The organism is Streptomyces sp. NPDC029466 (genome assembly GCF_055574515.1).
Window position 1 is genome coordinate 19,656 of sequence record NZ_JBVHZH010000004.1, and the last position, 22,823, is coordinate 42,478.

Consider the following 22,823-nt stretch of genomic DNA (forward strand, 5'->3'; position numbering starts at 1 on the left):
CGGGGCTCCGGCGGCAGCCCTCAGCCGGGCCGTTGAGGGCTACGTCACATTCGTGCCCTCCACGCCCTCGCCGGGCCCGTTTCCGCCCGCCCGCGCTCCCGATCGCCATGAGCCGTGGCCTCCGTCACCCGGCGATCTCCGTGACGACCGTACGGAAGGCGCGGACGCGGGCGTTTTCCCGGGCGGTGTGGTGGACCAGGCCCAGGACCGACCCCGGCAGGCCGGTGACGGGGACGAAGACGAGGTCGCGGCGGCCGTGGTAGTCGGCGGTGGGACGGCACAGCAGCATGCCGCCGCGGTCGGCTGCGGCGAGGGTGAGGCCCTCCTGGAGCGTGCTGACGGCGGGGCCGGCGGGGATCGGCCGCCCCTGCGGGGTGGTGGCCGGGGCGTGGGCCGCGCGCCAGTAGGCGGGCGCCGGGCCGGCCGCGGAGATCAGGGGGGTGGTCGCCAGATCCTCGGCGCCGATGGTGGCGCGGGACGCCAGGGGGTGCCGTACGGAGACGGCGAGGGTCTGCTGCTGGGCCGGGAAGACGGGGCCGAGGGTGAGATCGGGCTCGGTCACGGGCAGCAGCGTGACGGCCGCGTCGACCGCGCCGCTGCGCAGCGCGCCGAAGGGGTCGCACAGCGGGATCTCGACGATCTCGGTGGCGCAGCCCGGGTGGCGGCGGTGGAAGACGTCGAGAGCCCGCATGATCCGGTCGTCGGCGGTGCCCTGGAAGCCGACCGTCAGCCGGCCGTCGATACCGCGGGCGGCGCTGCGGGCGCGCTCCACGGTGCTGCGCAGTGCGTCGTAGGCGGGGCGCAGCGACGTACGGAACTCCTCGCCGAGCGGGGTCAGGCGGACCCGGCGGCTGGTGCGGTCCACGAGACGGGCGCCGATCCGGGACTCCAGGGCGCGCAGCAGCTGGCTGACGCGGCTCTGCGAGACATAGAGCCGCTCGCCGGTGCGGCCGAAGTGCAGCTCCTCGGAGAGCACGAGGAAGCATTCCAGTTCGCGGAGTTCGAGGCCGGGGGCGGGCAGGCCGGTGGTGGTCGGGCCGCTCATGGGTGGCTCCGGGGGTCGGTCGGTGGTCTGTGCGGTGGATCGATGAGTCCTGCTCATAGAAGCGTGAGAGGTGGGCCGTTGTTCCCCCGTGAGGGCGGGCGTTGGCTGGGGACATGACGAACATCGAGGGCGGGGCGGCGCCGAGTGGCGCCGAAGTGGCCGCGCGGGCAGGGGAGTCGGGGCGGAAGCGGGGCGGTGGGCTGCCGGCCGTCGGGGCGCTGGCCGCGGCGACGTTCACGGTCGTGACCTCGGAGATGCTGCCGGTGGGGCTGTTGACCCCGATCGGCCGGGAGCTGCGGATCTCGGCCGGTACGGCGGGCCTGACGCTGACGGTCACGGGCCTGGTGGCGGCGGTGTCCGCCCCCTTGCTGACGCTGATGGTGGGGCGGCGGGACCGACGGGCGCTGCTGGTGGCCCTGATGGGCACGCTGGCGGGGGCCAATCTGCTGGCGGCGTATGCGCCGAATGTCGTGGTGCTGCTGGTGGCCCGGGTGCTGGTGGGGCTGGGGATGGGCGGGGTGTGGTCGATCGCGGCGGGGCTCGCGGCGCGGCTGGTGCCCGCGCGGAGCGTGGCGGCGGCGACTTCCCTGATCTTCAGCGGGGTCGCGGCGGCGTCCGTACTGGGGGTGCCGGCCGGCACCTTCCTGGGCGAACTGGGCGGCCGGCGGACCGCGTTCGGGGCGATGGCCGTGGTCTGCGGGGCGGTCGCGGTCGCGCTGGCCGTTCTGCTGCCACCGCTGCCGGTAGCCGCAGCGGTGCGACTGAACGGGGTGCGGGCGGTGCTGCGCGGCGCCCCCGTACGGACCGGGCTCGTCCTGGTGGCGCTCCTGGTGACCGGGCACTTCGCCGCGTACACGTATGTGCGGCCGGTGCTCGAGGAGGTGGCCGGCGCGGACGCCGGACAGATCAGCACGCTGCTGCTGGCCTTCGGCCTCGCGGGTCTGGCCGGGAATTTCCTGGCCGGGGCCGGGACGGCGCGGTCGCCGCGGGCGGCGCTGCTGGTGATCTGCGGGGTGCTCGCGGGGGCGGTGTCGCTGCTGCCACTGCTGGCACGCGGCGCAGGGGTACCGGGGGCCGCCCTGGTGGTGACCGTATGGGGGCTGGCCTACGGGGGCGTTTCGGTCAGCACGCAGACCTGGCTGATGGCGGCCGCTCCGGAGGCCCGTGAGGCGGCCTCCGCGCTGTTCGTGGCGGTGTTCAACGGGGCCATCGCGCTCGGGGCGCTGGCCGGCGGGCGGGCCGCGGACGGCTGGGGCGCGACCGGTGTGATGTGGCTGGGCGGGGCGCTCGCCGTGGGGGCGCTGCTGGCGGTGGGGGTGGGGAGGGCGCCGGGACGGGAGGTGCGCTCGGGGCCGGGGTGAGGGCAGGTGCGCGTGAGGGGCAGGCGCGCACGTGGCCGGGGTGAGGGGCAGGCGCACGTGAGGGGCAGGCGCATGTGCGGTCGAGGTGCGGGAGTGGCGGACGCGGGTGCGGGGTGGCGGAGCCGGTGCCGGTGACCCCGGGACGGGCGCGTGGTGGGCGACCGGGCGCCGCGCCCTCCCGGCGGTGCGCGCCGGGAGGTGGCTGCGTCGGGCGCGGGCAGCCGTGCCGCCCGCCCGCGCCCCGTTCGGGTGTCCCGGCCGGGTTCAGGCGGCGAGGCGCGCGACGAGGTCCTTGGCCTTGGCCGCCGCGTCCGCGTGGGCCTTCTCGCGGGAGGTCTCGTACATCGGGATGAGCTCGGCCATCGCCGGGTTGTTCGGGGCCATGGTCAGCTCGGGGACGATGAAGTCGACCTCCAGGCCCAGCCCGCCGTTCAGGACGGCCGCCAGGTAGTTCTGGACGTACTCGAAGGACTCACGGGGCGTGCCCGGTGCGTAGGAACCGCCGCGGCTGGCCACGACGGTGACCGGGGTGCCCTTCGCCGACGGCTCCGCACCCGCCGTACGTCCCATGATGATCACCTGGTCGAGCCATGCCTTGAGCGTGGAGGGGATCGTGAAGTTGTACATCGGCGCGCCGATGACGATCGCGTCGGCCCGCTCCAGCTCCTCGATGAGCTCGACGCGCAGGGCGAAGGCAGCCTGCTGCTCGGGGGTGTGGGTGGCCGGGTCGGAGAAGGCGGCGGAGGCGCCGGCACCGTCGAGGTGCGGCAGCGGATCGGCGGCCAGATCGCGGTGGATCACGGTGCCGTCGGGGTGCTGCTCCTCCCAGGTCTTGCGGAAGGCCGCGGTGACCGAACGGGAGGCGGAACCGCCCTCGGGGAAGACGGACGAGTCGATGAGCAGAAGCGTGGCCATGGGATCGGTCCTTCGGTAGGCGGCCGGGCGGCGCTCGACCACTGGTTGAATTCCGTACGTCACTATTGATAGCACAGGAACTTACTTTTCCGCAGTAGCCAACGGGAAGGCGGTACTCTGGGTGTATGGCGGACCACGGCGAGGCGATGTGCAGGCAGGTCGACGGCAGGATGACGCGCGTCTTCGAGCTGTTCGGGAAGCGCTGGACGGGGTTGATCGTCGCCACCCTGATGCCGGGGCCGGTGCACTTCGCCGATCTGCGGCGGGCCATCCCCGGTATCAGCGAGCGGATGCTCTCCGACCGCCTCATGGAGCTGGCGTCGACCGGCCTGGTCGTCCGCGAGGTGGACGCGGGACCGCCGCTGCGCGTCTCCTACCGGCTGACCGAGGCCGGTCTGGCGATGGAGCCCGCGCTCAAGGAGCTGGGGCGCTGGGCGGAGACCTATCTCGCCGATGGCGGGCAGTGTCCGGAGCGGTTCCGGAAGTAGGAGCAGGCGTCGCGGGCTGAGGGGTGCCGGCGGGTGGTGTGGCGCTGGTGGGCGGTGTGGTGCCGGTGGGTGGTGCGGCGGTCTCCGCCTAGCTAGGGGTGCGGGCTCGGGCGGGTGCCTTGGGTGGGCGCCCTGGGGGGTGTCTTAGACGGGTGCCTTACCCCAGTCGTTCCTGGGCGGCGTTGTAGCGGCGCAGATAGGTCGCGAAGCGGTCGAGATCTTCCTCGTCCCAGTCGGCCAGCCGCTCGTGGAACGCCCGGCGGCGGCTGGCGGTGACGTTGGCGAGCACCCGGTCGCCCTTCTCCGTGGGGTGCAGCACCTGGACGCGATGGTCCTCCGGGTCGACCCGGCGCTCGACGAATCCGAGCTTCTCCAGCGCGGCGATCTGCCGGCTGACCGTGGACTTGTCCAGGAAGTAGTGCGCCGCGAGGTCCGTGGCGCGGCATCCCTGCTGGTCATCGAGGTGCGCCAGCAGGGTGTAGGAGACCAGTGACAGCTCGGGATGCATCCGGGCGGCGGTCGCGCGGGCCCGGCGGGCGAACGCGGTCATCTCCTGCTGGATGGTCTCGACGGAGTCCTCGCGGTGAGCCACGGGTTGCCTTTCGTAGAGGTAGTTGTATAGTACAACGCAGATGATGAGTTGTAATTGCCAACTGATGTCTCACGGCCGTGCCCGAGGCGTCGCGGGCACGGGCTGATGCGAAACCGGCCCCAGTGGCCCCAGTGGCGACAGCTGAGCCGACGAGCGGAAAGACCTGGCCCATGAGTGCGGTCCGACATCCCGACCACCGGAGCGCGCACCGGTCCGCGCGCGCCGCCCACACCATCGGGCTGCGTCACGTCCTGACGCACCTGATCACCCCGCTGCTGATGTGCGTCGGGATGGGCCTGGCGTACCTGGGGGCCTTCGCGCATCCCGCGCCGCACCATCTGCCCGTGGCGGTCGTTGGATCCGGCCGGAGCGCCCAGCTGCTCGCCCAGTCGATCAATGACAAGGCGGGCGGTGACCTGGAGGTACGGACTGTCGCTGACCGGGCGGCGGCGGTCGACCGGCTCACGCATCAGGACATCTTCGGGGCGTATGTGATCCCTGCGGAGAGGGCTCAGGGGGCTCAGGGGGCATCGGGTGTGGCGGATGCGTCGGGGGCGAAGGGCGGGGTGAACGGGTCCAGTGAGGCGGACGCGTCGAGTGGTTCGGCTGGGTCGAGTACGTCGAGCGGGGCGAGTGCGTCGACTACGTCGAGTGGAGCGGCGGGCAGGGGCGGGGCCGGTGAGGTGGCGCGACCCGGGAAGCCGGTGCCCGAGCTGCTGGTGGCGACGGCCGGTTCGGACACCAGCGCAACCGTCGTCCAGAAGGTCTTCACCCCGATCGCGGCGCAACAGGGCGCGCCGCTGAAGGTCACGGACGTGGCGCCGACCGCCGAGGACGACCCGACCGGTCAGGGCATTTTCTTCCTGCTGGTCGCGATCAGCATCGGCTCGTACGCGTCGGTCGCGGTGATCGGCGGCGCCGGAGCCGTGCTCCCGCTCCGGCTGCGGACGGCGCTGGCCATCGGCACCTCGTTCGTCGTCGGCCTCATCGGGGCGGCGTTCGCCGGTCCGGTCTTCCACCTGGTCGACCACGGTCTCAGCGGGCTGTGGGGGATGGCCTGGCTCTACTCGGCGGGCGTTCTGCTGATCGGCACCGGACTGCACACCTTCCTCAAGCGCTGGACGACGCTCGGGGTGATGACCCTCTTCGTGATGCTCAACTTCACGTCCTCCGGCGGGATTTTCCGCCCCGAGATGCAGAACGGATTCTTCGCGGCGCTGCACTCCTTCTGGAACGGCGCGGGCTTCGTGGAAGGCGTCCGCAGCCACGTCTACTTCGACGGCTACGGCCTGGCGGGACACCTCTGGACGCTGGTGGGGTGGCTGGTCGCCGGCCTGGTGGTGATCGGTGTGGCGGCGCTGGCAGAGAAGCGGCGGCGTAGTGCGGAGGCGGAGGCGGTGGCCCACGCCGCGGCGGTGGCGGCGGCCGCGGTGGCGGCGACGGTGCCGGAACCGGCTCGGAGCGGCCGGCCGGCCGGGGGCGCGGAGCCGGGAGAGTGGGCCACGGGTCCGCGAATGCCGCCGCGGCGCCGGCGGAGGAGCTGGAAGAGGAGCTGGAAGAGACGGTGGGCGTCTAGCGCTCCGGAGAGTTATCCACAGGCTCTGCGGGCCGCGCGGGGAGGTCGGTAACGTCATGGGCGTCGGCAGGGCGGAACCGCCCGGCGCGCCGACGAACGCAGAACACAGCGACACTGAAGCGCAGGGACAGCAAGAACACAGGTCGTGAAGGGGGAGGTGGCCCGCTATGCCGCGTGTGCCGTACGTACCGGGGTTTGCCCGTCAGGATGCCCAGGGGCCGTCGCCCAAGGCGGTGGGACGGGCGCTGCGGGAGCGGCTCCCGCGTTCCGAGCAGGCCGGGCTGTCGATCGCGGACGGGCGGCCGGACGCGGTCGCGGCGGTGGAGGAGTCCAACGCCGGCCGGCTGCCCGAGCTGACGCCGATACGGGTCGGCCGGATGGCCGCGAGCCCCTTCGCCTTCCTTCGTGGCTCCGCGGGCCTGATGGCGTACGACCTGGCCGTCGACCCGGTGACCGGCATCGGCACACAGATATGCGGAGACGCGCACGCCGCCAACTTCGGCCTCTACGGCGACGCCCGCGGCGGCCTCGTCATCGATCTCAACGACTTCGACGAGACCCTGCACGGGCCGTGGGAGTGGGATGTGAAGCGCCTCGCGACGTCGGTGGTGCTGGCCGGCCGGGAGGCGGGGGCTAGCGAGGACGACTGCCACCGGGCGGCGCAGGACGTGGCGGGCTCCTATCGGCGCACGATGCGGCTGCTGGCCAAGCTGCCGGCGGTGGAGGCGTGGAACGCGATCGCCGACGAGGAACTGGTCTCGCACACCGACGCCCGGGATCTGCTGGGAACGCTGGAGCAGGTCGCGGAGAAGGCCCGTAAGAACACCAGCGCGCGGTTCGCGGCCAAGGCGACGGAGACGACCGCGGACGGCGGACGCCGGTTCGTGGACGCGCAGCCGGTGCTGCGGAGGGTGCCGGACGCGGAGGCGGCAGCCGTTGCCGCGTCCCTCACCGGCTATCTGGACACGATCACCGAGCACCGGCTGCCCCTCCTGGCCCGGTACGCGGTGCACGATGTCGCCTTCCGCGTGGTCGGCACGGGCAGCGTCGGCCTGCGCTCGTACGTGGTGCTGCTGCTGGACCACCGGGGCGAACCGCTGGTTCTTCAGATGAAGGAAGCACGCGGTTCGGTGCTGGCGCCCTTCGTGGAGAAGGCGGGCTTCCCGGTGCCGTCGGTGGCGCACGAGGGCCGCCGGGTGGTCCTCGGCCAGCGCCGGATGCAGGTGGTCAGCGACATCCTGCTGGGCTGGACGACGGTGCCGGGCATGGGGGCGTCGGGGGTTGGTGGCGGCACAGGTGGTGGTGCGGCGGGCACGGGGGGCGCGGCGGGCTGGGGTGGTGCGGGCGCGGACGACGCCCCGCACGACGGAGTGCCCTTTCAGGTCCGCCAGTTCAGAAACCGCAAGGGGAGCGTGGACCCGACGCAGCTGTCCGGCGACCAGATGGACGACTACGCCCGGATGACCGGCGCCCTCCTGGCCCGAGCACACTCACACAGCGCCGACCCGCGCCTGCTGGCCGGCTACTGCGGCAAGAACGAGGAACTGGACGAGGCCATAGCGACCTTCGCGGTCTCCTACGCGAACCGCACGGAAGCAGACCACGCGGCCCTGACCACAGCGGTGAAGAACGGCCGGATCGCGGCAGAGATGGGGGTGTGAGGGGGAGCGGGGGGCTAAGTCCGGGGGCTTGTGGGCCGGGGGTGCGGCTGGGGCTAGGGCTGGGGTGGTTCGGGCGCGGGGGCGGGGGGCCTGCCGTCCGGTGGCGTGTCCGGGTTGGAGGCCGGGGCTCTGTAAGCGCGGGCCTTCTCTGGGGGCGTAGGGCGGGTGCCCCGTGGGCGCGAGGGTTCCGTGGGGCGGGTGCTCTGTGGGCGCGTGGGCTGGTTTGCGTCTGGGGGCTCCGTGGGGGCCGGGGCGGTCTGGGGTAATGGGCGCAGTTTTTGCGGGGTGGAGGCAGGAGGGGGTGGGTGGGCTTGGGGGGAGGGGAGGCCTCCAAGCCCGGCAGGAAGCGATTGAATGGCCGTGGAGGCCCGCGCCCGGCGGGGCCGTACGCTGGCCGGGTGACGAACTCGCACGCGGAGAACGCGCAGGACGGCCAGCACCGACCGGACGTACCGGGCACCCCGGACGCCCAGGCCGACCCGCAGGCACCGGACGCCCGCGGCAGCGGGCAGGGTGCCCAGCTCGGGCACGTCGGCGGCCCGGAGGATCAGGTCGCGGGCTCGGACGGGCTTGATGCCGGCCATGGGTCCCAGACCGATCACCCCGTAGGCCACCAGGCCGCGGAAGGTGCCGGGCCGGGCCGTGGTCAGGCTACGCAAGGGCCCGAGTCGGGCGTCGGTCAGGCCGGGACGGGTGCCGGGCCGGGCGTCGGTCAGACCGCGGAAGGGCCCGAGCTGGGCGTCGGTCAGGCCGGGGCGGGGGCCGAATCAGGCGCTGATCAGGCCGGCCCGGCGGCCGCCGAGATGGGCGGAGCGGCGGACGAGCAAGCGGCCGCGGCTCAGGACGAGGCGACCCGGCGGCTGGCGAAGGCCGTGCTCGCCGCGGAGCAGGCACTGATCGAGTTCGAGATCGCGGTGGAGACCTTCCGGGTGGAGGTGGATAACTTCTCCCGCCTGCACCACCAGCGGCTCGGCCCCATGTACGCGCGGCTGGACGAGCTGGATGCGCAGATCGCCGAGGCGGTGGCGGCGCGTACGGGCGACCCCGAGGACCTCCGTAAGGCGCGGGAGGCGCGGGCGTCGGTGCTGCCGATGCCGGAGGTCGAGGAGCTGTTCCACGGCTGGATGGGGTCGGACGGGCTGTTTCCGGAGGCTCAGGCGATGCTCACCGAGCAGTCGGTGCGTCCCCCGCAGAAGGTGCGGCCCAGCGAAGAGGCCCGCAAGGTCTACCGCGACCTGGTGCGCAAGGCCCACCCGGACCTGGCGCGGGACGACGCGGAGCGTGCCCGGCGGGACGCGTTCATCGCACGGGTCAACGCGGCGTACGCCCAGGGCGACGAGGCGGTGCTGCGCGAGCTGGCGCGGGAGTGGGAGGCCGGCCCCGCACCGGCCGAGGAGCGGCTCAGCGAGAGCGAGGAGCTCTACGCGCGGCTGGAGTGGCTGGCCGAGCGCAAGGAGCTGCTGGCCGCGATGGCCGCTGAGCTGGAGGAGAGCGCGATCGGCGCGATGATCAAGATGGCGCCGGAGGACCCCGACGCGCTTCTGGACGAGATCGCCGAGAAGCTGCTCGCCGATGTCGCCGAACGCGAGACGTACCTCGCGCAGCTGGTCCGGTAGCGTCGGGACCATGCAATTTGGTTCTGTGCCCACGGTCGGTGTCGACGCTCTCACGTCGGAGGACTTCCTCCTGGACGTGCGCGAGAACGACGAGTGGGAGGCGGGGCACGCCGAGGGTGCGCTGCACATTCCGATGAGTGAATTCGTCGCCCGCTACGGCGAGTTGACCGACGCGGCGCCCGACGCCGGCAAGGTGTATGTGCTGTGCCGGGTCGGCGGGCGCTCCGCGCAGGTGGCGCAGTATCTGATTCAGCAGGGCATCGACGCGGTGAACGTCGCCGGCGGCATGCAGGCATGGGAGGCCGCCGGCCGCCCCGTCTCGGACGGCAAGGGCGGCTCTGGGGCGGTTATCTAGCCGCGGAGACGGAGAGCCGGGCTGCTGGGCAGCTTGGATGGCTGGAGGGTTGTCCGGTGGGGTGGTGGTGAACCGTCCCCCGGGCTGCCGTCAGCCCTGAACGATCGGCAGTCCTCTCCTCCCAGATGATTGGCGGAGGCCGCACCAGATTGATCGTCCGGGGCGCTGAAGGAACGTTCGGCACCGGCGGTCGATTTCCGGGACGAGTGGGGGCGTAACCACCTCCCTGAAACCCGGTGCCCGTACGGCACCCCGCCCGGCCCTGCCCCGGCACGCACCCGTTCCACTTGGTCCGAGTCACCCCAGCGGATGTGCCGCGAGCAGCTCGCCGAGGGACTCTTCGTGGGCGGCGGCCGGGCCGAGGGAGAGTTCGAGCTGTTTGGCCCAGGCGTGGTAGCGGTGCAGCGGGTAGTCGGTGTCGGCGCCGAAGCCGCCGTGCAGATGCTGGGCGGTCTGGACGACCCGGCGTACGCCCTCCGAGGCCCAGATCTTGGCCACCGCGACATCTCCCGCGAGCGGTAGCGAGCCGGCTGCTTCGGTGGTGAGGCGCCAGGCGGCCTGCCAGAGGGTGGCTTCCATGGCGCGGAGATCGATGAAGCGATCGGCGGCCTGGCAGGCGACGGCCTGGAAGGTGGCCACCGGGTACCCGAACTGTTCGCGCTTGCTGGTGTAGTCGCTGGTCATGTCCAGTACACGCGTGCCGAGCCCCAGAGCGAGTGCACAGGTGCCGGTGGTCAGCACATTGCGCAGCCATTCCCAGGCGGCGGGGTCGGCGATCACTTCCCGGTTGCTGATGCGTACGGAATCCAGTCGGACCTCGGCGTGTGGCTCTCCGCTGGTGGAGATCTGGTCGTCGAGCGTGATGCCCGGGTGGGTGCGGAGGACGAGGGCGAGTACGGCGTGCCCGTCGGGGGTGTGGGCGGGGACCAGGATCCGGTCCGTGGTCCGGGCCCAGGGGACAGCGGTCTGGACGCCTTCGAGGACCCAGTCCGGGCCTTCTTGATGGGCTGTCACAGCGAGATCGGCCGGTTCGTGCCCGGTGCGGCCATGGGCGGCGACGGTCACGACGAGGTCCCCGGCGCCGATACCGGGGAGCACCTCCGCGCAGAGTTCTTCGGTCGCATAACGCTGGAGGGTGAGCGCGGCGGCGCCGGACTCCAGCAGTGGTACCCGTGCCAGCACCTTGGCCGACTCGCGAAGTACGAGGCAGAGCGCGATCGGGTCCAGGCCCGCGCCGCCGTGCTCGGGCGCGATCGGCAGGCTCAGCAGATCGGCGTCGGCGAGCTTGCGCCACAGCGCGCGGTCGAAGTCGTCGGCGACCGCACCGGGGGTGAGCGCCGGGCTGGGCACACTGTCCGGAGCGACCCCCGAGAAGACGGCCTTCGCCGCTTCGACGGCGGCCTGCTGCTCCTCGGTGAAGGTGAAGTCCACTGCTCTGTCCTCCCACGCGGCGCCTTGACCTGACGAAGCGTCAAGGTAGAACAGGTTGCAGGAATTGGGAATGGTGGAAGCGGTGGAGGGGCGCGGGAGTTGAGGGTGGCGGGGGGCGAATAGGAGTGGGAGAACGTGCTTGTGGGCGTCGGGCCGACGCCGGGTCCGGAACCGCCTCGCGCCCCGTGTACTGACTACGCCAGTGGCCAGCTGGAACGAACCGCAGCGAGAGCCGAAGTGAAAGCGGAAGCGGAAGCCGAAGCCGGTGCCGGTTGTCGACGCCGACCCTCGCCCGCAGGCTCAGCCCCCGGCCTCCGGCCCTCGGCGTCGAAGTCGGACCCTTGCTGCCTGTTGCAAATGGCTCGGGCGGGCCCCCAAATTCAGCCCGGGACCCGATCACGCACCGTGCGGAGTCCGGTTCCGAGGCGGCCGCCCTCAGCCGGTGGAGCGGACGGGATGGTGGCTGGTGTGGCGTCCGGCAGCACCCGGATCGTGCGGCCGGCCCGCTCGCGTCGACCCTAGCGATCGAAGTCCAGCTCCACCTTCTCCGTGACCGGGTGGGACTGGCAGGCCAACACGTAACCCGCGTCGACCTCGTCGGATTCCAGGGCGAAGTTGCGGTCCATGCGGACCTCGCCCGAGACCAGGAAGGCGCGGCAGGTGCCGCAGACGCCGCCCTTGCAGGCGTACGGGGCGTCCGCGCGGTTGCGCAGGACCGCTTCGAGCAGTGATTCGCCGTCGTGGACGGGCCAGTTGCCGGAGCGGCCGTCGAGGGTGGCGGTCACGGTGCTGTGCGCGGGGGTGGCGGTTATGGGGGCGGTCGGGGTGCCGTTGTCGACGTGGAAGATCTCTTCGTGGATGCGGGTGCGGGGCACATCGAGGGCGCGCAGGGCCCGTTCGGCGCCCTGGACCAGGCCGTAAGGGCCGCAGAGGTACCAGCCGTCGACGGAGTCGATCTTCAGGAGGGCGGGCAGGAGGGAGCGGAGACGGGGCTCGTCCAGTCGGCCGGAGGGCAGGCCGGCCTGTTGTTCCTCGCGGGAGAGGGTGTGGATGAGCTGGAAGCGCTGGGGGTAGCGGTCCTTGAGGTCGGCCACCTCTTCCAGAAACATCGTCGACGCCGCCGTACGGTCGCTGCGGATGAGGCAGAAGCGGGCGTCCGGCTGCTGGGCGAGCAGGGTGGCGGCGATGGACAGCACCGGGGTGATGCCGCTGCCGCCGACGATTCCGACGAAGTGGCCGGGGCGTGGTTCGAGGGTGAAGCGGCCTGCCGGGGCCATGACGTCCACCGTGTCGCCGACCGCCAGTTCCTTGAGCGCGTACGTGGAGAACGAGCCCTCCTCGACCAGTCGGATGCCCACCCGTAGTACGGGGTCGTCGGTGGCCGGGGTGCAGATGGAGTACGTACGGCGAATCTCCTGGCCGTCGACCGATCTGCGCAGCGCGATGTGCTGCCCGGGGGTGTGCCGGAAGGTCGTGCGCAGCTCGGGCGGGACCGCGAAGGTGACGGCGACCGCGTCGTCGGTGAGCCGCTCGATCTCCCGGACCTGGAGCGGGTGGAACATCACAACTCCTTGAAGTGGTCGAAGGGTTCGCGGCAGGACTCACAGCGGCGCAGGGCCTTGCATGCCGTGGAGGAGAACCGGCTCAGCAGGGTGGTGTCGGTCGATCCGCAGTGGGGGCAGCGGATGGTGAGGTCGATGGCGATCGGTCCGCCGGCCGGGCCGGTGGGGCGTGGCGGTGCGATACCGAATTCGGCGAGCTTGCGGCGGCCCTCGGCGGTGATCGCGTCCGTGGTCCACGGCGGGCTGAGGACCGTACGGACCTCGACCTCGCGTATGCCGTGCTCGTGCAGCACCCGCTCTATGTCGGCCGACATCGCCTCGACGGCGGGGCAGCCGGTGTACGTCGGGGTGAGCTGCACCTCGACCCGGCCGGGGGCGGTGAGCTGCACACCGCGCAGCACGCCCAGCTCGGCGAGGGTGAGCACCGGCAGCTCGGGGTCGGGAACCGAGCCGGCCAGCGCGCGCAGTTCCTCTTCGAGGGCGGTGGTGGTCACCATGTTGCCCCCGGGTGGCTGCGGTGGAGGTGCTGCATCTCGGCGAGCAGCCGTCCGAACGATTCGGTGTGCAGTCCCTGGCGGCCCGCGCCGGCCCGCCAGGCGCCGTGCCTGGGGCCTTCGGGGACAGGGAGGGTGGCCTGCTCCAGGGTGGCGGTGATGCGGGTGGTCCAGTCGTGGTGAAGGGCGGACCAGGGCACCGTTTCCAGTCCTTCCACCGGCTCGAAGAGTTCGCCGGTGAACTGCCACAGGGAATCCAGGGCGCGTTGCATCCGGGTGTGGCTCTCGTCCGTGCCGTCGCCGAGGCGCAGTGTCCACTGGTGGGCGTGGTCGCGGTGGTAGGCGACCTCCTTGACGGCCTTCCCGGCCAGGGGTGCCAACTCGCTCTCGGTCGCGGCGAGGTGGTCGAACAGCAGCTCCTGGTAGGTGGAGAAGTAGAGCTGGCGGGCGATGGTGTGGGCGAAGTCGCCGTTGGGCTGTTCCACGAGCTGGAGATTGCGGAACTGCCGCTCCTCGCGCAGATAGGCCAGCTCGTCCTCGTCACCGGCCAGTGAGAGCAGCACCCGGGCCTGGCCGAGCAGGTCCAGCGCGATGTTGGCCAGTGCGACCTCTTCCTCCAGGACCGGGGCGTGGCCGGCCCACTCGCCCAGGCGGTGGGAGAGGATCAGGGCGTCGTCCCCGAGGGGCAGGGCCGGGGTGGCGGTGATGTTCATCAAAGGTGATGCACCCCGTCCGGGATCTCGTAGAAGGTCGGGTGGCGGTAGGGCTTGTCGCCGGCCGGCTCGAAGAAGGCGTCCTTCTCGTCCGGCGAGGAGGCGGTGACCTGCGCCGAGGGCACCACCCAGATGGAGACGCCCTCCGAGCGGCGGGTGTAGAGGTCCCGGGCGTTGCGCAGCGCCATTTCGGCGTCCGGGGCGTGCAGGCTGCCGGCATGGGTGTGCGAGAGACCGCGGCGGCTGCGGACGAAGACCTCCCACAGCGGCCAGTCGGTGGGTGCTGCGGCGGTGGCGCCGGTTTCGGCGGGGCGTGGTGTCGTCATCGGGTGGCCTTCCCGTGCTTGGCCGCGTGGGCGGCGGCTGCCTCGCGGACCCAGGCGCCATCCTCATGGGCCTGTCGCCGGCGGCTGATGCGTTGTGCGTTGCAGGGGCCGTTGCCCTTGAGGACCTCGCGGAACTCGGCCCAGTCGATCGGGCCGAAGTCCCAGTGACCGCGCTCGTCGTTCCAGGTCAGATCCGGGTCGGGGAGCGTCAGTCCGAGGGCCTCGGCCTGGGGGACGCAGATGTCCACGAAGCGCTGGCGCAGCTCGTCGTTGGAGTGCCGCTTGATCTTCCAGGCCATGGACTGCGCGGAGTGCGACGACTCGTCGTCCGGCGGGCCGAACATCATCAGGGACGGCCACCACCAGCGGTCCACCGCGTCCTGCGCCATGGCGTGCTGCGCCTCGGTGCCGCGGCTGAGGGTCAGCAGGAGCTCGTAGCCCTGGCGCTGGTGGAAGGACTCCTCCTTGCAGACGCGGACCATGGCGCGGGCGTAGGGACCGTACGAACACCGGCACAGCGGGACTTGGTTGGTGATCGCCGCGCCGTCCACCAGCCAGCCGATGGCTCCGACGTCGGCCCAGGTCAGGGTCGGGTAGTTGAAGATCGAGGAGTACTTCTGGCGGCCGGAGTGCAGTTTGTCCAGCAGTTCGTCGCGGCTGGTGCCCAGGGTCTCGGCGGCGCTGTAGAGATACAGGCCGTGGCCGGCCTCGTCCTGCACCTTCGCCATCAGGATCGCCTTGCGGCGCAGGGACGGCGCCCGGGTGATCCAGTTGGCCTCCGGCTGCATGCCGATGATCTCGGAGTGGGCGTGCTGCGCTATCTGCCGCACGAGTGTCGAGCGGTAGGCGTCCGGCATCCAGTCCCGCGGTTCGATGCGCTCTTCCGCGGCCACGGTGGCGTCGAATACGGCCTCTCGGGCCGTCTCTTCCGGCGCGATCGTCGTCATGTGGTGCCCCCTCGCTGCTCCCGACCGACCGATCGTTCGGTTCAATGGTGAGTGGGCGGACCTCGGGTGTCAAGCCTGTGGATAACTCAGGAGAGGTGTGCCCGGCCGGGCCGCCTAGGTACGGTTCCGAAGCGGAGTTGGCCGCATGGATTCTGGGAACGGGGCGGGAATGCAGTCATACGGGGACGAATCGCGGCCACTGGCCGCGCTCTCGCTGCCCTCGCGGATCGTCATAGGAGTGGCGGCCTGTGCCATCGCGGTCGCCGTCGCCATTCATCTCGCGATGATGTTCCTGCATGTCGCACCGTCGAACACGCTCAGCAAACAGCAGGGCGCCCTGCTCAGCGACTATGTCTATCCCGAGTACGAGCAGAACTGGAAGCTGTTCGCACCCAACCCCCTCCAGCAGAACAACGCGGTCCAGGTCCGCGCGCAGCTGCGCACCGAGGACGGCACCGCGCGGACCACCGGCTGGACCGATCTGACCGCCCGCGACGGCCAGGCCATCCGGCACAACCCGATGCCCAGCCACACCCAGCAGAACCAGCTGCGCCGTGGGTGGGAGCTCTTCGTCAACACCCACAACGCGCAGAACCGCCCGGTCGGCCTGCGCGGTGAGATGTCCGAGCGCTACATCCGGCGGCTCGTGCTGTTCCGGATGGACGACGAGTGGACCAGGGGCGGCGGCCGGGTCGAGCAGATCCAGGTCCGTTCGCAGACGACGGCGGTCCGCCCGCCGCCGTGGAGTACCGAGAAGATCAGCGACAAGCCCGTGTTCCGCGTGCTGCCCTGGTGGCAGGTCACCGCAGCCGACCTGCCCGAGGGAGCGACCCACCAGTGACGTCACCGACGCCCCAGCAGCCTCAGCAGACGCCCGGCGCACAGCAGCCCGCGCACCCCACCGAGCCGACCGACGTGCCTCAGCAAGCGCCGGGATCTCAGGCGCCCCAGGAGCCCGAGCCCTACGAAGAGACCCGGATCGAGCGCGCCATCGGCCGCGGCTTCCGGTACGCCACCGGCCGGGCGCTGGCCCCGTACCAGACCGCCGTGATCCGGATCGGCTTCTCGGCGACCTGGCTGCTGTTCCTGCTGCGGGAGTGGCCGCACCGCGCGGTCCTCTACGGGCCCGACAGCCCCTGGAGCCTGGACATGGCGCGCCGCCTGCTGGGCGGCAACCATGCCTTCTCCGTGTTGCCCTGGTCCGACGGCCGCGGCTGGTTCGAGTGCGTCTATCTGCTGGCCATCGTGGCCGCCGCGCTGCTGATGCTCGGCTGGCGCACCCGCACCATGTCGGTGCTCTTCATGATCGGCGTGATCTCGCTCCAGAACCGCAGCATCTTCATAGGGGACGGCGGCGACAACGTCATCCACCTGATGTCGATGTATCTCGTGCTGACCCGGTGCGGGCAGGTCTGGTCGCTGGACGCGCGCCGTGCGAAGCGGGCCGCGGCCGCCGCGGACGAAGCCGACGGCGCGGCCTCCCGCGATCTGCCCGGCATCATTCTGTGGGCCGTGCTCGGCCTCGCCCTGGCCGTCGCCCAGCTGGGCGGCAACTACGGCCTCAGCTGGTTCGACGGCGGCCCGTTCCCGCACCTCGGCTGGAGCCTGGTGCTGTGGGGACTGTGGGTGACGCACGGGCTGTGGTGGGCGGTGCAGCGGTACGCGCCCGGCGAGCCCCGCGTCGTACTGGACACCCTCGCCAAGCTCGCCCACAACGGCGCACTGCTGGTGATCATGGTCGAGGTCTGCCTGATCTACGCCACCGCCGGCTGGTACAAGATCCAGGGCAGCCGCTGGCAGGACGGCACCGCCGTCTACTTCCCGATGCACCTGGACTACTTCTCCCCCTGGCCGGCGCTGTCCGAGCTGCTGGGCAGCAACGGCGTGATGATCATGCTGATCACCTACGGCACGGTGATCGTGCAGGTCGCCTTCCCGTTCACGCTCTTCAACCGCCGGCTGAAGAACGTGCTGCTGGTCGTGATGATCTGTGAGCACCTTTCGATCGCGATCCTGCTGGGGCTGCCGTTCTTCTCGCTCGCGATGATCACCGCGGACGCGGTCTTCCTGCCGACGAACTTCCTGACCTGGCTCTCCGCGCGCCTCTCCGGCCTGCGGGAACGACTGTTCTCGCGCGGCGGGCCGGCCCGCCCGGCCGGCGGTGAGCCGGACACCCGTATGGAGCACAGCGGCGGTGGCCATACGCTCGTGGGGTGAGCAGCGAGAAAACCGCCCCCGCCGAACCCCTCCAGTACGACGAGGGGTACGGGCCGCAGATCGGCGTCGGGCCGCACCCGGAGCCCTGGCCGCAGGATGAGCGGTTCGACCCCGAGCTGCTCGCCCACGGCGACCGCCGCAATGTCGTCGACCGGTACCGCTACTGGACGCGCGAGGCGATCGTCGCCGACCTCGACACCCGCCGCCATGACTTCCATGTGGCCGTCGAGAACTGGGGCCACGACTTCAACATCGGCTCGGTCGTCCGGACCGCGAACGCGTTCCTGGCCAAGGAGATCCATATCGTCGGGCAGCGGCGCTGGAACCGCCGGGGCGCGATGGTGACCGACCGCTACCAGCACATCCGCCACCACCCGGACACCGCCGACCTCACCGCCTGGGCGGCGGCCGAAGAGCTGCCGATCATCGGGATCGACAACCTGCCCGGCTCCGTCCCGCTGGAGACGACCGAGCTGCCGCGCCGCTGTGTGCTGCTCTTTGGCCAGGAGGGCCCGGGGCTGACCGAGGAAGCACGCCGGCACGTCTCGCTGGTCTGCTCGATCGCGCAGTTCGGCTCGACCCGCTCGATCAACGCGGGGGCCGCGGCCGCCATCGCGATGCATGCCTGGATCGGCCGGCATGCGCGGATCGAGGGGCCGGGCGCCGGCTGACGGGCCCTTGCCCGCCGACGGCCCTTGCCGGGGCCCAGGAACGGATCCCGGGCCCCACCCGTACCGGTTACGCCGGGCGCCGCACCTCCACCGTCCGGAAGCGGTTCGCCACGAACGCGCTGTCGCACAGCACCGCATTGGCCGCCGGGTTGCCGCCCGAGCCATGGAAGTCCGAGAACGCCGCGGTCTGGTTCACATAGACCCCGCCGGTCAGATTCAGCGACAGCTGGGCGCACTCCTCCAGGCAGGCCTCCTCCACCAGCTTCTCGACATCCGGCGAGGTGGTGTACGCGCCGACCGTCATGGCGCCCTGGTCGCGGACCGTGCGCCGCAGCAGATCCACCGCGTCGGCCGCGGAGTCGACGGCCACCGCGAAGGACACCGGGCCGAAGCACTCCGACAGATAGGCCGCCTCGTCGTCCGGCTTGGCGCCGTCCAGCTTGACGATCACCGGCGTACGGACCGTGGCCCCGGGGAACTCGGGGTTGGCCACCTCACGGGAGGCCAGCGCCACCTCGCCGAGCCCGGCAGCCGCGTCGATCCGCTCCTTGACCTGCGGATTGACGATGGCGCCCAGCAGGGCGTTGGCCCGTGCGTCATCGCCCAGCAGGCTGCTCACCGCGCCCGCGAGATCGCTGACCACCTCGTCGTACGACTTCGGTCCGGCGTCCGTCCCGATACCGTCCCGCGGGATCAGCAGATTCTGCGGGGTGGTGCACATCTGGCCGCTGTAGAGCGACAGCGAGAAGGCGAGGTTGCTGAGCATGCCCTTGTAGTCGTCGGTGGAGTCGATGACGACGGTGTTGACGCCGGCCTTCTCCGTGAAGACCTGCGCCTGCCGGGCGTGCGTCTCCAGCCAGTCGCCGAAGGCGGTCGAGCCGGTGTAGTCGATGACGCGGACCTCGGGACGGACGGCCAGCGTCTTGGCCAGGCCCTCCCCCGGCTTGTCCACGGCCAGGCACACCAGGTCGGCCGGGAAACCGGCCTCGGCGAGCACCTCGCGGGCCACCTTGACGGTCATCGCCAGCGGCAGCACGGCACGCGGATGCGGCTTGACCAGCACCGGGTTACCGGTCGCCAGAGAGGCGAACAGGCCCGGGTAGCCGTTCCACGTCGGGAAGGTGTTGCAGCCGATCACCAGGGCGACACCGCGCGGCACGGACGTGAAGCTCTTGGTCAGTTCGAGCGGGTCACGCTTGCCCTGCGGCTTGGACCACGGCGCCTGCTCCGGGGTGCGGACCTGCTCGGCGTACGCATACGCCACCGCCTCCATGCCGCGGTCCTGGGCATGCGGCCCGCCCGCCTGGAACGCCATCATGAAGGCCTGTCCGCTGGTGTGCATCACGGCCTGGGCGAACTCATGGGTACGCGCACTGATCCGGGCCAGGATCTCCAGGCACACCGCCGCCCGCGCCTCCGGGCCGGCGTCCCGCCAGACGGGGAGCGCGGCGCGCATGGCCGGCAGCAGCTCGTCCACATCCGGATGCGGATAGCTGATGCCCAACTCCGGCCCGTACGGCGAGACTTCCCCGCCCGTCCAGTCATCCGTGCCGGGCTGGTCGAGCTCGAACCGCTTGCCGCGCAGCGCCTCGAAGGCGGCCAGCCCGTCCGGTGCGGCGGTCTCGCCGTACGCCTTCGGGTGCTCGGGGTGCGGGGACCAGTAGGCGCGGGTGCGGATCGCCTCCAGCGCCTGGTCGAGGGTCGGGCGGTGCTTCTCGATCAACTGCGCTGCGGTCATTTCGGCGGCCATCGATGACCAACTCCTCGTCGAGCTGGGCGGAAGTGGATAAGGACTGGGAGCGGAAAGGGCAACGGAGTTAGAGTAACCGAACGATCGGTCGGGGCAAGAGGGCCCGGCCAGCCTGTGGAAAAGTCGGTCGGGGAGGATCAGCTGGCATGACGGCACTCGGGACCAGCAGCACCGTGGCAGTGGTGGGCACCGGCACCATGGGACAGGGCATCGCGCAGGTGGCGCTGGTCGCCGGCCATCGCGTACTCCTCTATGACACCGCCCCCGGGCGCGCCGAACAAGCCGCCGAGGCGATCGGGAGCCGGCTGGACCGGCTCGTCGAAAAAGGCCGGATCCCGGCGGGCGAGCGGGACGCCGCCCGCACGCGCCTCTCCCCCGCCACCGCCCTCGCGGAGCTGGCCGACGCCGCACTGGTCATCGAGGCGATCCTGGAGCAACTTCCGGCCAAACAGGAGCTGTTCGCCGCCCTGGAGGACATCGTCACGGCGGACTGCCTGCTGGCCACCAACACCTCCTCGCTGTCCGTGACCGCGGTCGCGGGCCGGCTGCGCCACCCCGGCCGCTGCGTGGGCCTGCATTTCTTCAATCCCGCGCCGCTGCTCCCCCTGGTCGAGGTGATCAGCGGCTTCGCCACCGACGAGGCGGCCGCCACCACGGCGTACGACACCGCCGCGGCCTGGGGGAAACAGCCGGTGCGCTGCGCCGACACCCCCGGTTTCATCGTCAACCGCGTCGCCCGCCCCTTCTACGCCGAGGCCCTGCGGGCGTACGAGGAGCGGGTCGCCGACCCCGCCACCATCGACGCGGTGCTGCGCGAGGGCGCCGGATTCAAGATGGGGCCCTTCGAGCTGACCGACCTCATCGGACAGGACGTGAACGAGGCGGTCACCCACTCCGTGTGGCAGGCCTTCTTCCAGGACCCGAAGTTCACCCCCTCCCTGGCACAGCGCCGACTGGTCGAGTCCGGGCTGCACGGCCGCAAGGCGGGGCGCGGCTGGTTCGACTACTCCGAGGGCGCGCCACGGCCGGAACCACGGACGGCGGAGCCCTGCCCGGCGCCCGAGTCCGTCGGCCTGCACGCGAAGCTGCCCGGCCCCGCCGCGGTGCTGCGCGAGCTCATCGAGGAGGCGGGCATCAAGGTCACCCGCGACCGCACGCCAGGGGAGTCGGAGGGCTTCCTCCGTCTTCCCGGCGGGGCCTGTCTGGCGCTGACCAACGGCTATCCGGCCACGACCCGCGTCTATGAGAACTACATCCGCTTCGACCTGTCACTGGACTACCGTGCCGCGACCCGGATCGCCCTGGCGGCCTCGGCGACGGTGTCCGAGGAGGCCCTCGCGGAGGCCGTCGGGCTCTTCCAGGCACTGGGCAAGCAGGTCAGCGTGATCGAGGACGTCCCGGGAATGATCGTCGCCCGGACGATCGCGATGATCATCGACTTCGCCGTGGACGCCGCGGCCCGCGGGGTCGCCACCCCCGAGGACATCGACACGGCCATGCGGCTGGGCGTGAACTACCCCGGCGGCCCCATGGAATGGGTCGAGCGGCTGGGCGCCCACTGGGTATGGGATCTGCTGGATTCGATGCACCACCAGGATGCCGGTGGCCGCTACGTACCGTCCTGGGCGCTGCGGCGCCGTGCAGACCTCGAGGAATTGGTGCTCTAATCATGACCATGGCCAAGCGCGACACCTATACGCCCGATTCGCTGCTCGCGGTCGCCGTCGAGGTGTTCATCGAGCGCGGCTACGACGGCACGTCCATGGAGCACCTCTCCAAGGCGGCCGGCATCTCGAAGTCCTCGATCTACCACCATGTGCGCAGCAAGGAAGAGCTGCTGCACCGTGCCATAAGCCGTGCACTGGACGGGCTGTTCGGCGTGCTGGAGGAGCCGGCCGCCCTCCAGGGGCGGGCGATCGAGCGGCTGGAGCATGTCACCCGGCGTGTGGCCGAGGTGCTGATGGATGAACTCCCCTATGTGACGCTGCTGTTGCGGGTGCGCGGAAATACGGACACCGAACGGTGGGCCATGGAGCGCCGCCGGGAGTTCGACCACGAGGTCTCCGACCTGCTCAAGCAGGCCGCCGCCGACGGCGATCTACGGGACGACGTGGACATCCGGCTGGCCACCCGGCTGCTCTTCGGCATGATCAACTCGATTGTGGAGTGGTACCGGCCGGGCCGGGGCGGCTCGGCGAGCCGTGACGAGGTCGCCGAGGCCGTGGTGCGTACGGCGTTCGCGGGGCTGCGCAAGGCCTGATCCGCGCGATCGGACGGCCCCTGGGAGCCGTGATCCAGGGGCGTGATCCCGGCCTCCCCTGAGGGGCGGCGCACGGTGAGCCCCGGCGGCGGCCCGGCCGGTCATTCTCATTCCTCTTCGGGGCCGAGATCGGTCTCCTCGAAGACCAGCAGGGTGCGGGTGCTCAGGACCTCCGGTATCGACTGGATACGGGTGAGGACCAGCTCGCGCAGCTCGCGGTTGTCCTTGGTGTGGACCAGCAGCAGCACATCGAAATCGCCGCTGACCAGCGCGATATGTGTGGCCCCCGGCAGCGCCGTGAGCTGCTTGCGCACGGTCCGCCAGGAGTTCTGCACGATCTTCAGCGTGATGTAGGCAGAAGCGCCCTGACCTGCTCGTTCCTGGTCGATGAGGGCACTGAAGCCGCGGATCACCCCGTCGTCGATCAGCCGGTTGATCCGGGCGTAGGCATTGGCGCGCGAGACATGCACCCGCTCGGCCACGGAGCGTATCGAGGCCCGGCCGTCGGTCTGGAGCATGCGCAGGATCGAGCGGTCGATGGTGTCCAGCGGGCGCGCGGACGGCGGGGGCGGGGCGGACGGCGTCGGTGGCGGGCCGGCTGCCGTCGCCGGTTGTCCCCCGGAATTGGCCATCTGTTCGTCCGGCATATGGTCCCGCCTCCCCTTGGTGGACGCCCTGGCTTCATCTCAAGCTGTGGAGAACCGTTTGTCCACAGGCTGAGCCCGCCTGTAGCCAAAATGCATCAGCGACCGAACAATCGGTAGGGCAGGGCGTACCCGCCCTGGCCGATTCCATCCTGTCCGCCCGCCGTCCGCCCACCACCCCTATGAGGCGCCTGGCGCC

22 protein-coding genes are annotated in these 22,823 nt (G+C 71.3%); 11 read left to right on the top strand and 11 right to left on the bottom strand.

Features of this window, described 5'->3' with window-relative positions:
• Positions 1-124: 124 nt before the first annotated feature.
• On the bottom strand, positions 125-1,045 hold the full coding sequence (locus ACZ4XD_RS05320; protein WP_468038391.1) for a LysR family transcriptional regulator: 921 nt from the start codon (positions 1,043-1,045) through the stop codon (positions 125-127).
• Between the two features lie 113 nt (positions 1,046-1,158).
• Here ACZ4XD_RS05320 and ACZ4XD_RS05325 point away from each other — a divergent pair, with 113 nt between their 5' ends.
• Positions 1,159-2,406: an MFS transporter gene (locus ACZ4XD_RS05325; RefSeq protein WP_468038393.1), complete on the top strand. Its 1,248-nt coding sequence runs from the start codon at positions 1,159-1,161 to the stop codon at positions 2,404-2,406.
• A 264-nt stretch (positions 2,407-2,670) separates the two neighbouring features.
• Here the strand turns inward: ACZ4XD_RS05325 and ACZ4XD_RS05330 are convergent, their stop codons facing one another.
• A complete protein-coding gene (locus ACZ4XD_RS05330; protein WP_468038395.1) occupies positions 2,671-3,321 on the bottom strand; it encodes an FMN-dependent NADH-azoreductase in 651 nt (216 codons plus the stop codon).
• 125 nt (positions 3,322-3,446) lie between these two features.
• Between ACZ4XD_RS05330 and ACZ4XD_RS05335 the strand changes: the two genes are divergently transcribed.
• Positions 3,447-3,809, top strand: coding sequence for a winged helix-turn-helix transcriptional regulator (locus ACZ4XD_RS05335; RefSeq protein WP_042151074.1), 363 nt, complete (start codon positions 3,447-3,449; stop codon positions 3,807-3,809).
• A gap of 157 nt (positions 3,810-3,966) precedes the next feature.
• Here ACZ4XD_RS05335 and ACZ4XD_RS05340 read toward each other — a convergent pair whose 3' ends face one another.
• Complete coding sequence (locus tag ACZ4XD_RS05340) at positions 3,967-4,401, bottom strand: MarR family winged helix-turn-helix transcriptional regulator (protein WP_042151077.1); 435 nt, start codon at positions 4,399-4,401, stop codon at positions 3,967-3,969.
• Positions 4,402-4,571: 170 nt separating this feature from the next.
• On the opposite strand from ACZ4XD_RS05340, the gene ACZ4XD_RS05345 reads away from it, so the two are divergent.
• The 4 genes from ACZ4XD_RS05345 to ACZ4XD_RS05360 all read left to right on the top strand — a co-directional run bounded on the left by ACZ4XD_RS05345 (position 4,572) and on the right by ACZ4XD_RS05360 (position 9,609).
• Positions 4,572-6,029, top strand: coding sequence for an ABC-2 transporter permease (locus ACZ4XD_RS05345; protein ID WP_468038398.1), 1,458 nt, complete (start codon positions 4,572-4,574; stop codon positions 6,027-6,029).
• Positions 6,030-6,144: 115 nt separating this feature from the next.
• Positions 6,145-7,638 (top strand): DUF2252 domain-containing protein, encoded by a 1,494-nt coding sequence (locus ACZ4XD_RS05350; protein WP_468038400.1) that lies wholly within the window; start codon positions 6,145-6,147, stop codon positions 7,636-7,638.
• An 803-nt stretch (positions 7,639-8,441) separates the two neighbouring features.
• Positions 8,442-9,254, top strand: a complete 813-nt coding sequence (locus ACZ4XD_RS05355; RefSeq protein WP_468038787.1) for a J domain-containing protein — start codon at positions 8,442-8,444, stop codon at positions 9,252-9,254.
• Positions 9,255-9,264: 10 nt separating this feature from the next.
• Entirely contained in the window at positions 9,265-9,609 is a 345-nt protein-coding gene (locus ACZ4XD_RS05360; protein WP_468038402.1) for a rhodanese-like domain-containing protein, read from the top strand.
• A gap of 297 nt (positions 9,610-9,906) precedes the next feature.
• On the opposite strand, the gene ACZ4XD_RS05365 is transcribed toward ACZ4XD_RS05360, so the two are convergent.
• The 6 genes from ACZ4XD_RS05365 to paaA all read right to left on the bottom strand — a co-directional run bounded on the left by ACZ4XD_RS05365 (position 9,907) and on the right by paaA (position 15,082).
• Positions 9,907-11,040 carry an acyl-CoA dehydrogenase family protein gene (locus ACZ4XD_RS05365; protein WP_468038404.1) on the bottom strand — a complete coding sequence of 378 codons (1,134 nt, stop codon included), beginning with the start codon at positions 11,038-11,040 and terminating at the stop codon, positions 9,907-9,909.
• 518 nt (positions 11,041-11,558) lie between these two features.
• Complete coding sequence (gene paaE / locus ACZ4XD_RS05370) at positions 11,559-12,602, bottom strand: 1,2-phenylacetyl-CoA epoxidase subunit PaaE (RefSeq protein ID WP_468038406.1); 1,044 nt, start codon at positions 12,600-12,602, stop codon at positions 11,559-11,561.
• Positions 12,602-13,099 carry a 1,2-phenylacetyl-CoA epoxidase subunit PaaD gene (gene paaD / locus ACZ4XD_RS05375; protein WP_468038408.1) on the bottom strand — a complete coding sequence of 166 codons (498 nt, stop codon included), beginning with the start codon at positions 13,097-13,099 and terminating at the stop codon, positions 12,602-12,604. The genes paaE and paaD overlap by 1 nt, the downstream gene beginning before the upstream one ends.
• Positions 13,093-13,809 (bottom strand): 1,2-phenylacetyl-CoA epoxidase subunit PaaC, encoded by a 717-nt coding sequence (paaC, locus tag ACZ4XD_RS05380; protein ID WP_468038410.1) that lies wholly within the window; start codon positions 13,807-13,809, stop codon positions 13,093-13,095. Before paaC ends, paaD begins: the two co-directional genes overlap by 7 nt.
• A complete protein-coding gene (gene paaB / locus ACZ4XD_RS05385) occupies positions 13,809-14,135 on the bottom strand; it encodes a 1,2-phenylacetyl-CoA epoxidase subunit PaaB (protein WP_468038412.1) in 327 nt (108 codons plus the stop codon). Before paaB ends, paaC begins: the two co-directional genes overlap by 1 nt.
• Entirely contained in the window at positions 14,132-15,082 is a 951-nt protein-coding gene (paaA, locus tag ACZ4XD_RS05390) for a 1,2-phenylacetyl-CoA epoxidase subunit PaaA (protein WP_387244655.1), read from the bottom strand. Before paaA ends, paaB begins: the two co-directional genes overlap by 4 nt.
• A 169-nt stretch (positions 15,083-15,251) precedes the next feature.
• Between paaA and ACZ4XD_RS05395 the strand changes: the two genes are divergently transcribed.
• From ACZ4XD_RS05395 to ACZ4XD_RS05405, 3 genes are read left to right on the top strand one after another with little or no spacing between them, the layout of a single operon-like run.
• The gene (locus ACZ4XD_RS05395) at positions 15,252-15,923 is read left to right on the top strand and encodes a DUF5819 family protein (protein ID WP_468038790.1); all 672 of its coding nucleotides are present in this window, start codon (positions 15,252-15,254) and stop codon (positions 15,921-15,923) included.
• Complete coding sequence (locus ACZ4XD_RS05400; RefSeq protein ID WP_468038414.1) at positions 15,920-17,299, top strand: HTTM domain-containing protein; 1,380 nt, start codon at positions 15,920-15,922, stop codon at positions 17,297-17,299. The genes ACZ4XD_RS05395 and ACZ4XD_RS05400 overlap by 4 nt, the downstream gene beginning before the upstream one ends.
• Positions 17,296-17,970, top strand: coding sequence for a TrmH family RNA methyltransferase (locus ACZ4XD_RS05405; RefSeq protein WP_468038416.1), 675 nt, complete (start codon positions 17,296-17,298; stop codon positions 17,968-17,970). The genes ACZ4XD_RS05400 and ACZ4XD_RS05405 overlap by 4 nt, the downstream gene beginning before the upstream one ends.
• A gap of 67 nt (positions 17,971-18,037) precedes the next feature.
• Here ACZ4XD_RS05405 and paaN read toward each other — a convergent pair whose 3' ends face one another.
• On the bottom strand, positions 18,038-19,720 hold the full coding sequence (gene paaN, locus ACZ4XD_RS05410; RefSeq protein ID WP_468038418.1) for a phenylacetic acid degradation protein PaaN: 1,683 nt from the start codon (positions 19,718-19,720) through the stop codon (positions 18,038-18,040).
• Between the two features lie 146 nt (positions 19,721-19,866).
• Between paaN and ACZ4XD_RS05415 the strand changes: the two genes are divergently transcribed.
• Positions 19,867-21,387, top strand: a complete 1,521-nt coding sequence (locus ACZ4XD_RS05415; RefSeq protein WP_468038420.1) for a 3-hydroxyacyl-CoA dehydrogenase — start codon at positions 19,867-19,869, stop codon at positions 21,385-21,387.
• Between the two features lie 2 nt (positions 21,388-21,389).
• Positions 21,390-21,980, top strand: coding sequence for a TetR/AcrR family transcriptional regulator (locus ACZ4XD_RS05420; RefSeq protein WP_468038422.1), 591 nt, complete (start codon positions 21,390-21,392; stop codon positions 21,978-21,980).
• A gap of 107 nt (positions 21,981-22,087) precedes the next feature.
• Here ACZ4XD_RS05420 and ACZ4XD_RS05425 read toward each other — a convergent pair whose 3' ends face one another.
• Positions 22,088-22,627 (bottom strand): Lrp/AsnC family transcriptional regulator, encoded by a 540-nt coding sequence (locus ACZ4XD_RS05425; protein ID WP_468038424.1) that lies wholly within the window; start codon positions 22,625-22,627, stop codon positions 22,088-22,090.
• Positions 22,628-22,823 lie beyond the last annotated feature (196 nt).

Bases quoted from the DNA above. Each gene is read 5' to 3' on its own strand.
- ACZ4XD_RS05320 (WP_468038391.1), bottom strand. From the start codon at position 1,045: ATGAGCGGCCCGACCACCACCGGCCTGCCCGCCCCCGGCCTCGAACTC.
- ACZ4XD_RS05325 (WP_468038393.1), top strand. From the start codon at position 1,159: ATGACGAACATCGAGGGCGGGGCGGCGCCGAGTGGCGCCGAAGTGGCC.
- ACZ4XD_RS05330 (WP_468038395.1), bottom strand. From the start codon at position 3,321: ATGGCCACGCTTCTGCTCATCGACTCGTCCGTCTTCCCCGAGGGCGGT.
- ACZ4XD_RS05335 (WP_042151074.1), top strand. From the start codon at position 3,447: ATGGCGGACCACGGCGAGGCGATGTGCAGGCAGGTCGACGGCAGGATG.
- ACZ4XD_RS05345 (WP_468038398.1), top strand. From the start codon at position 4,572: ATGAGTGCGGTCCGACATCCCGACCACCGGAGCGCGCACCGGTCCGCG.
- ACZ4XD_RS05350 (WP_468038400.1), top strand. From the start codon at position 6,145: ATGCCGCGTGTGCCGTACGTACCGGGGTTTGCCCGTCAGGATGCCCAG.
- ACZ4XD_RS05355 (WP_468038787.1), top strand. From the start codon at position 8,442: ATGGGCGGAGCGGCGGACGAGCAAGCGGCCGCGGCTCAGGACGAGGCG.
- ACZ4XD_RS05360 (WP_468038402.1), top strand. From the start codon at position 9,265: ATGCAATTTGGTTCTGTGCCCACGGTCGGTGTCGACGCTCTCACGTCG.
- paaE (WP_468038406.1), bottom strand. From the start codon at position 12,602: ATGTTCCACCCGCTCCAGGTCCGGGAGATCGAGCGGCTCACCGACGAC.
- paaD (WP_468038408.1), bottom strand. From the start codon at position 13,099: ATGGTGACCACCACCGCCCTCGAAGAGGAACTGCGCGCGCTGGCCGGC.
- paaC (WP_468038410.1), bottom strand. From the start codon at position 13,809: ATGAACATCACCGCCACCCCGGCCCTGCCCCTCGGGGACGACGCCCTG.
- paaB (WP_468038412.1), bottom strand. From the start codon at position 14,135: ATGACGACACCACGCCCCGCCGAAACCGGCGCCACCGCCGCAGCACCC.
- paaA (WP_387244655.1), bottom strand. From the start codon at position 15,082: ATGACGACGATCGCGCCGGAAGAGACGGCCCGAGAGGCCGTATTCGAC.
- ACZ4XD_RS05395 (WP_468038790.1), top strand. From the start codon at position 15,252: ATGCAGTCATACGGGGACGAATCGCGGCCACTGGCCGCGCTCTCGCTG.
- paaN (WP_468038418.1), bottom strand. From the start codon at position 19,720: ATGGCCGCCGAAATGACCGCAGCGCAGTTGATCGAGAAGCACCGCCCG.
- ACZ4XD_RS05415 (WP_468038420.1), top strand. From the start codon at position 19,867: ATGACGGCACTCGGGACCAGCAGCACCGTGGCAGTGGTGGGCACCGGC.
- ACZ4XD_RS05420 (WP_468038422.1), top strand. From the start codon at position 21,390: ATGACCATGGCCAAGCGCGACACCTATACGCCCGATTCGCTGCTCGCG.
- ACZ4XD_RS05425 (WP_468038424.1), bottom strand. From the start codon at position 22,627: ATGCCGGACGAACAGATGGCCAATTCCGGGGGACAACCGGCGACGGCA.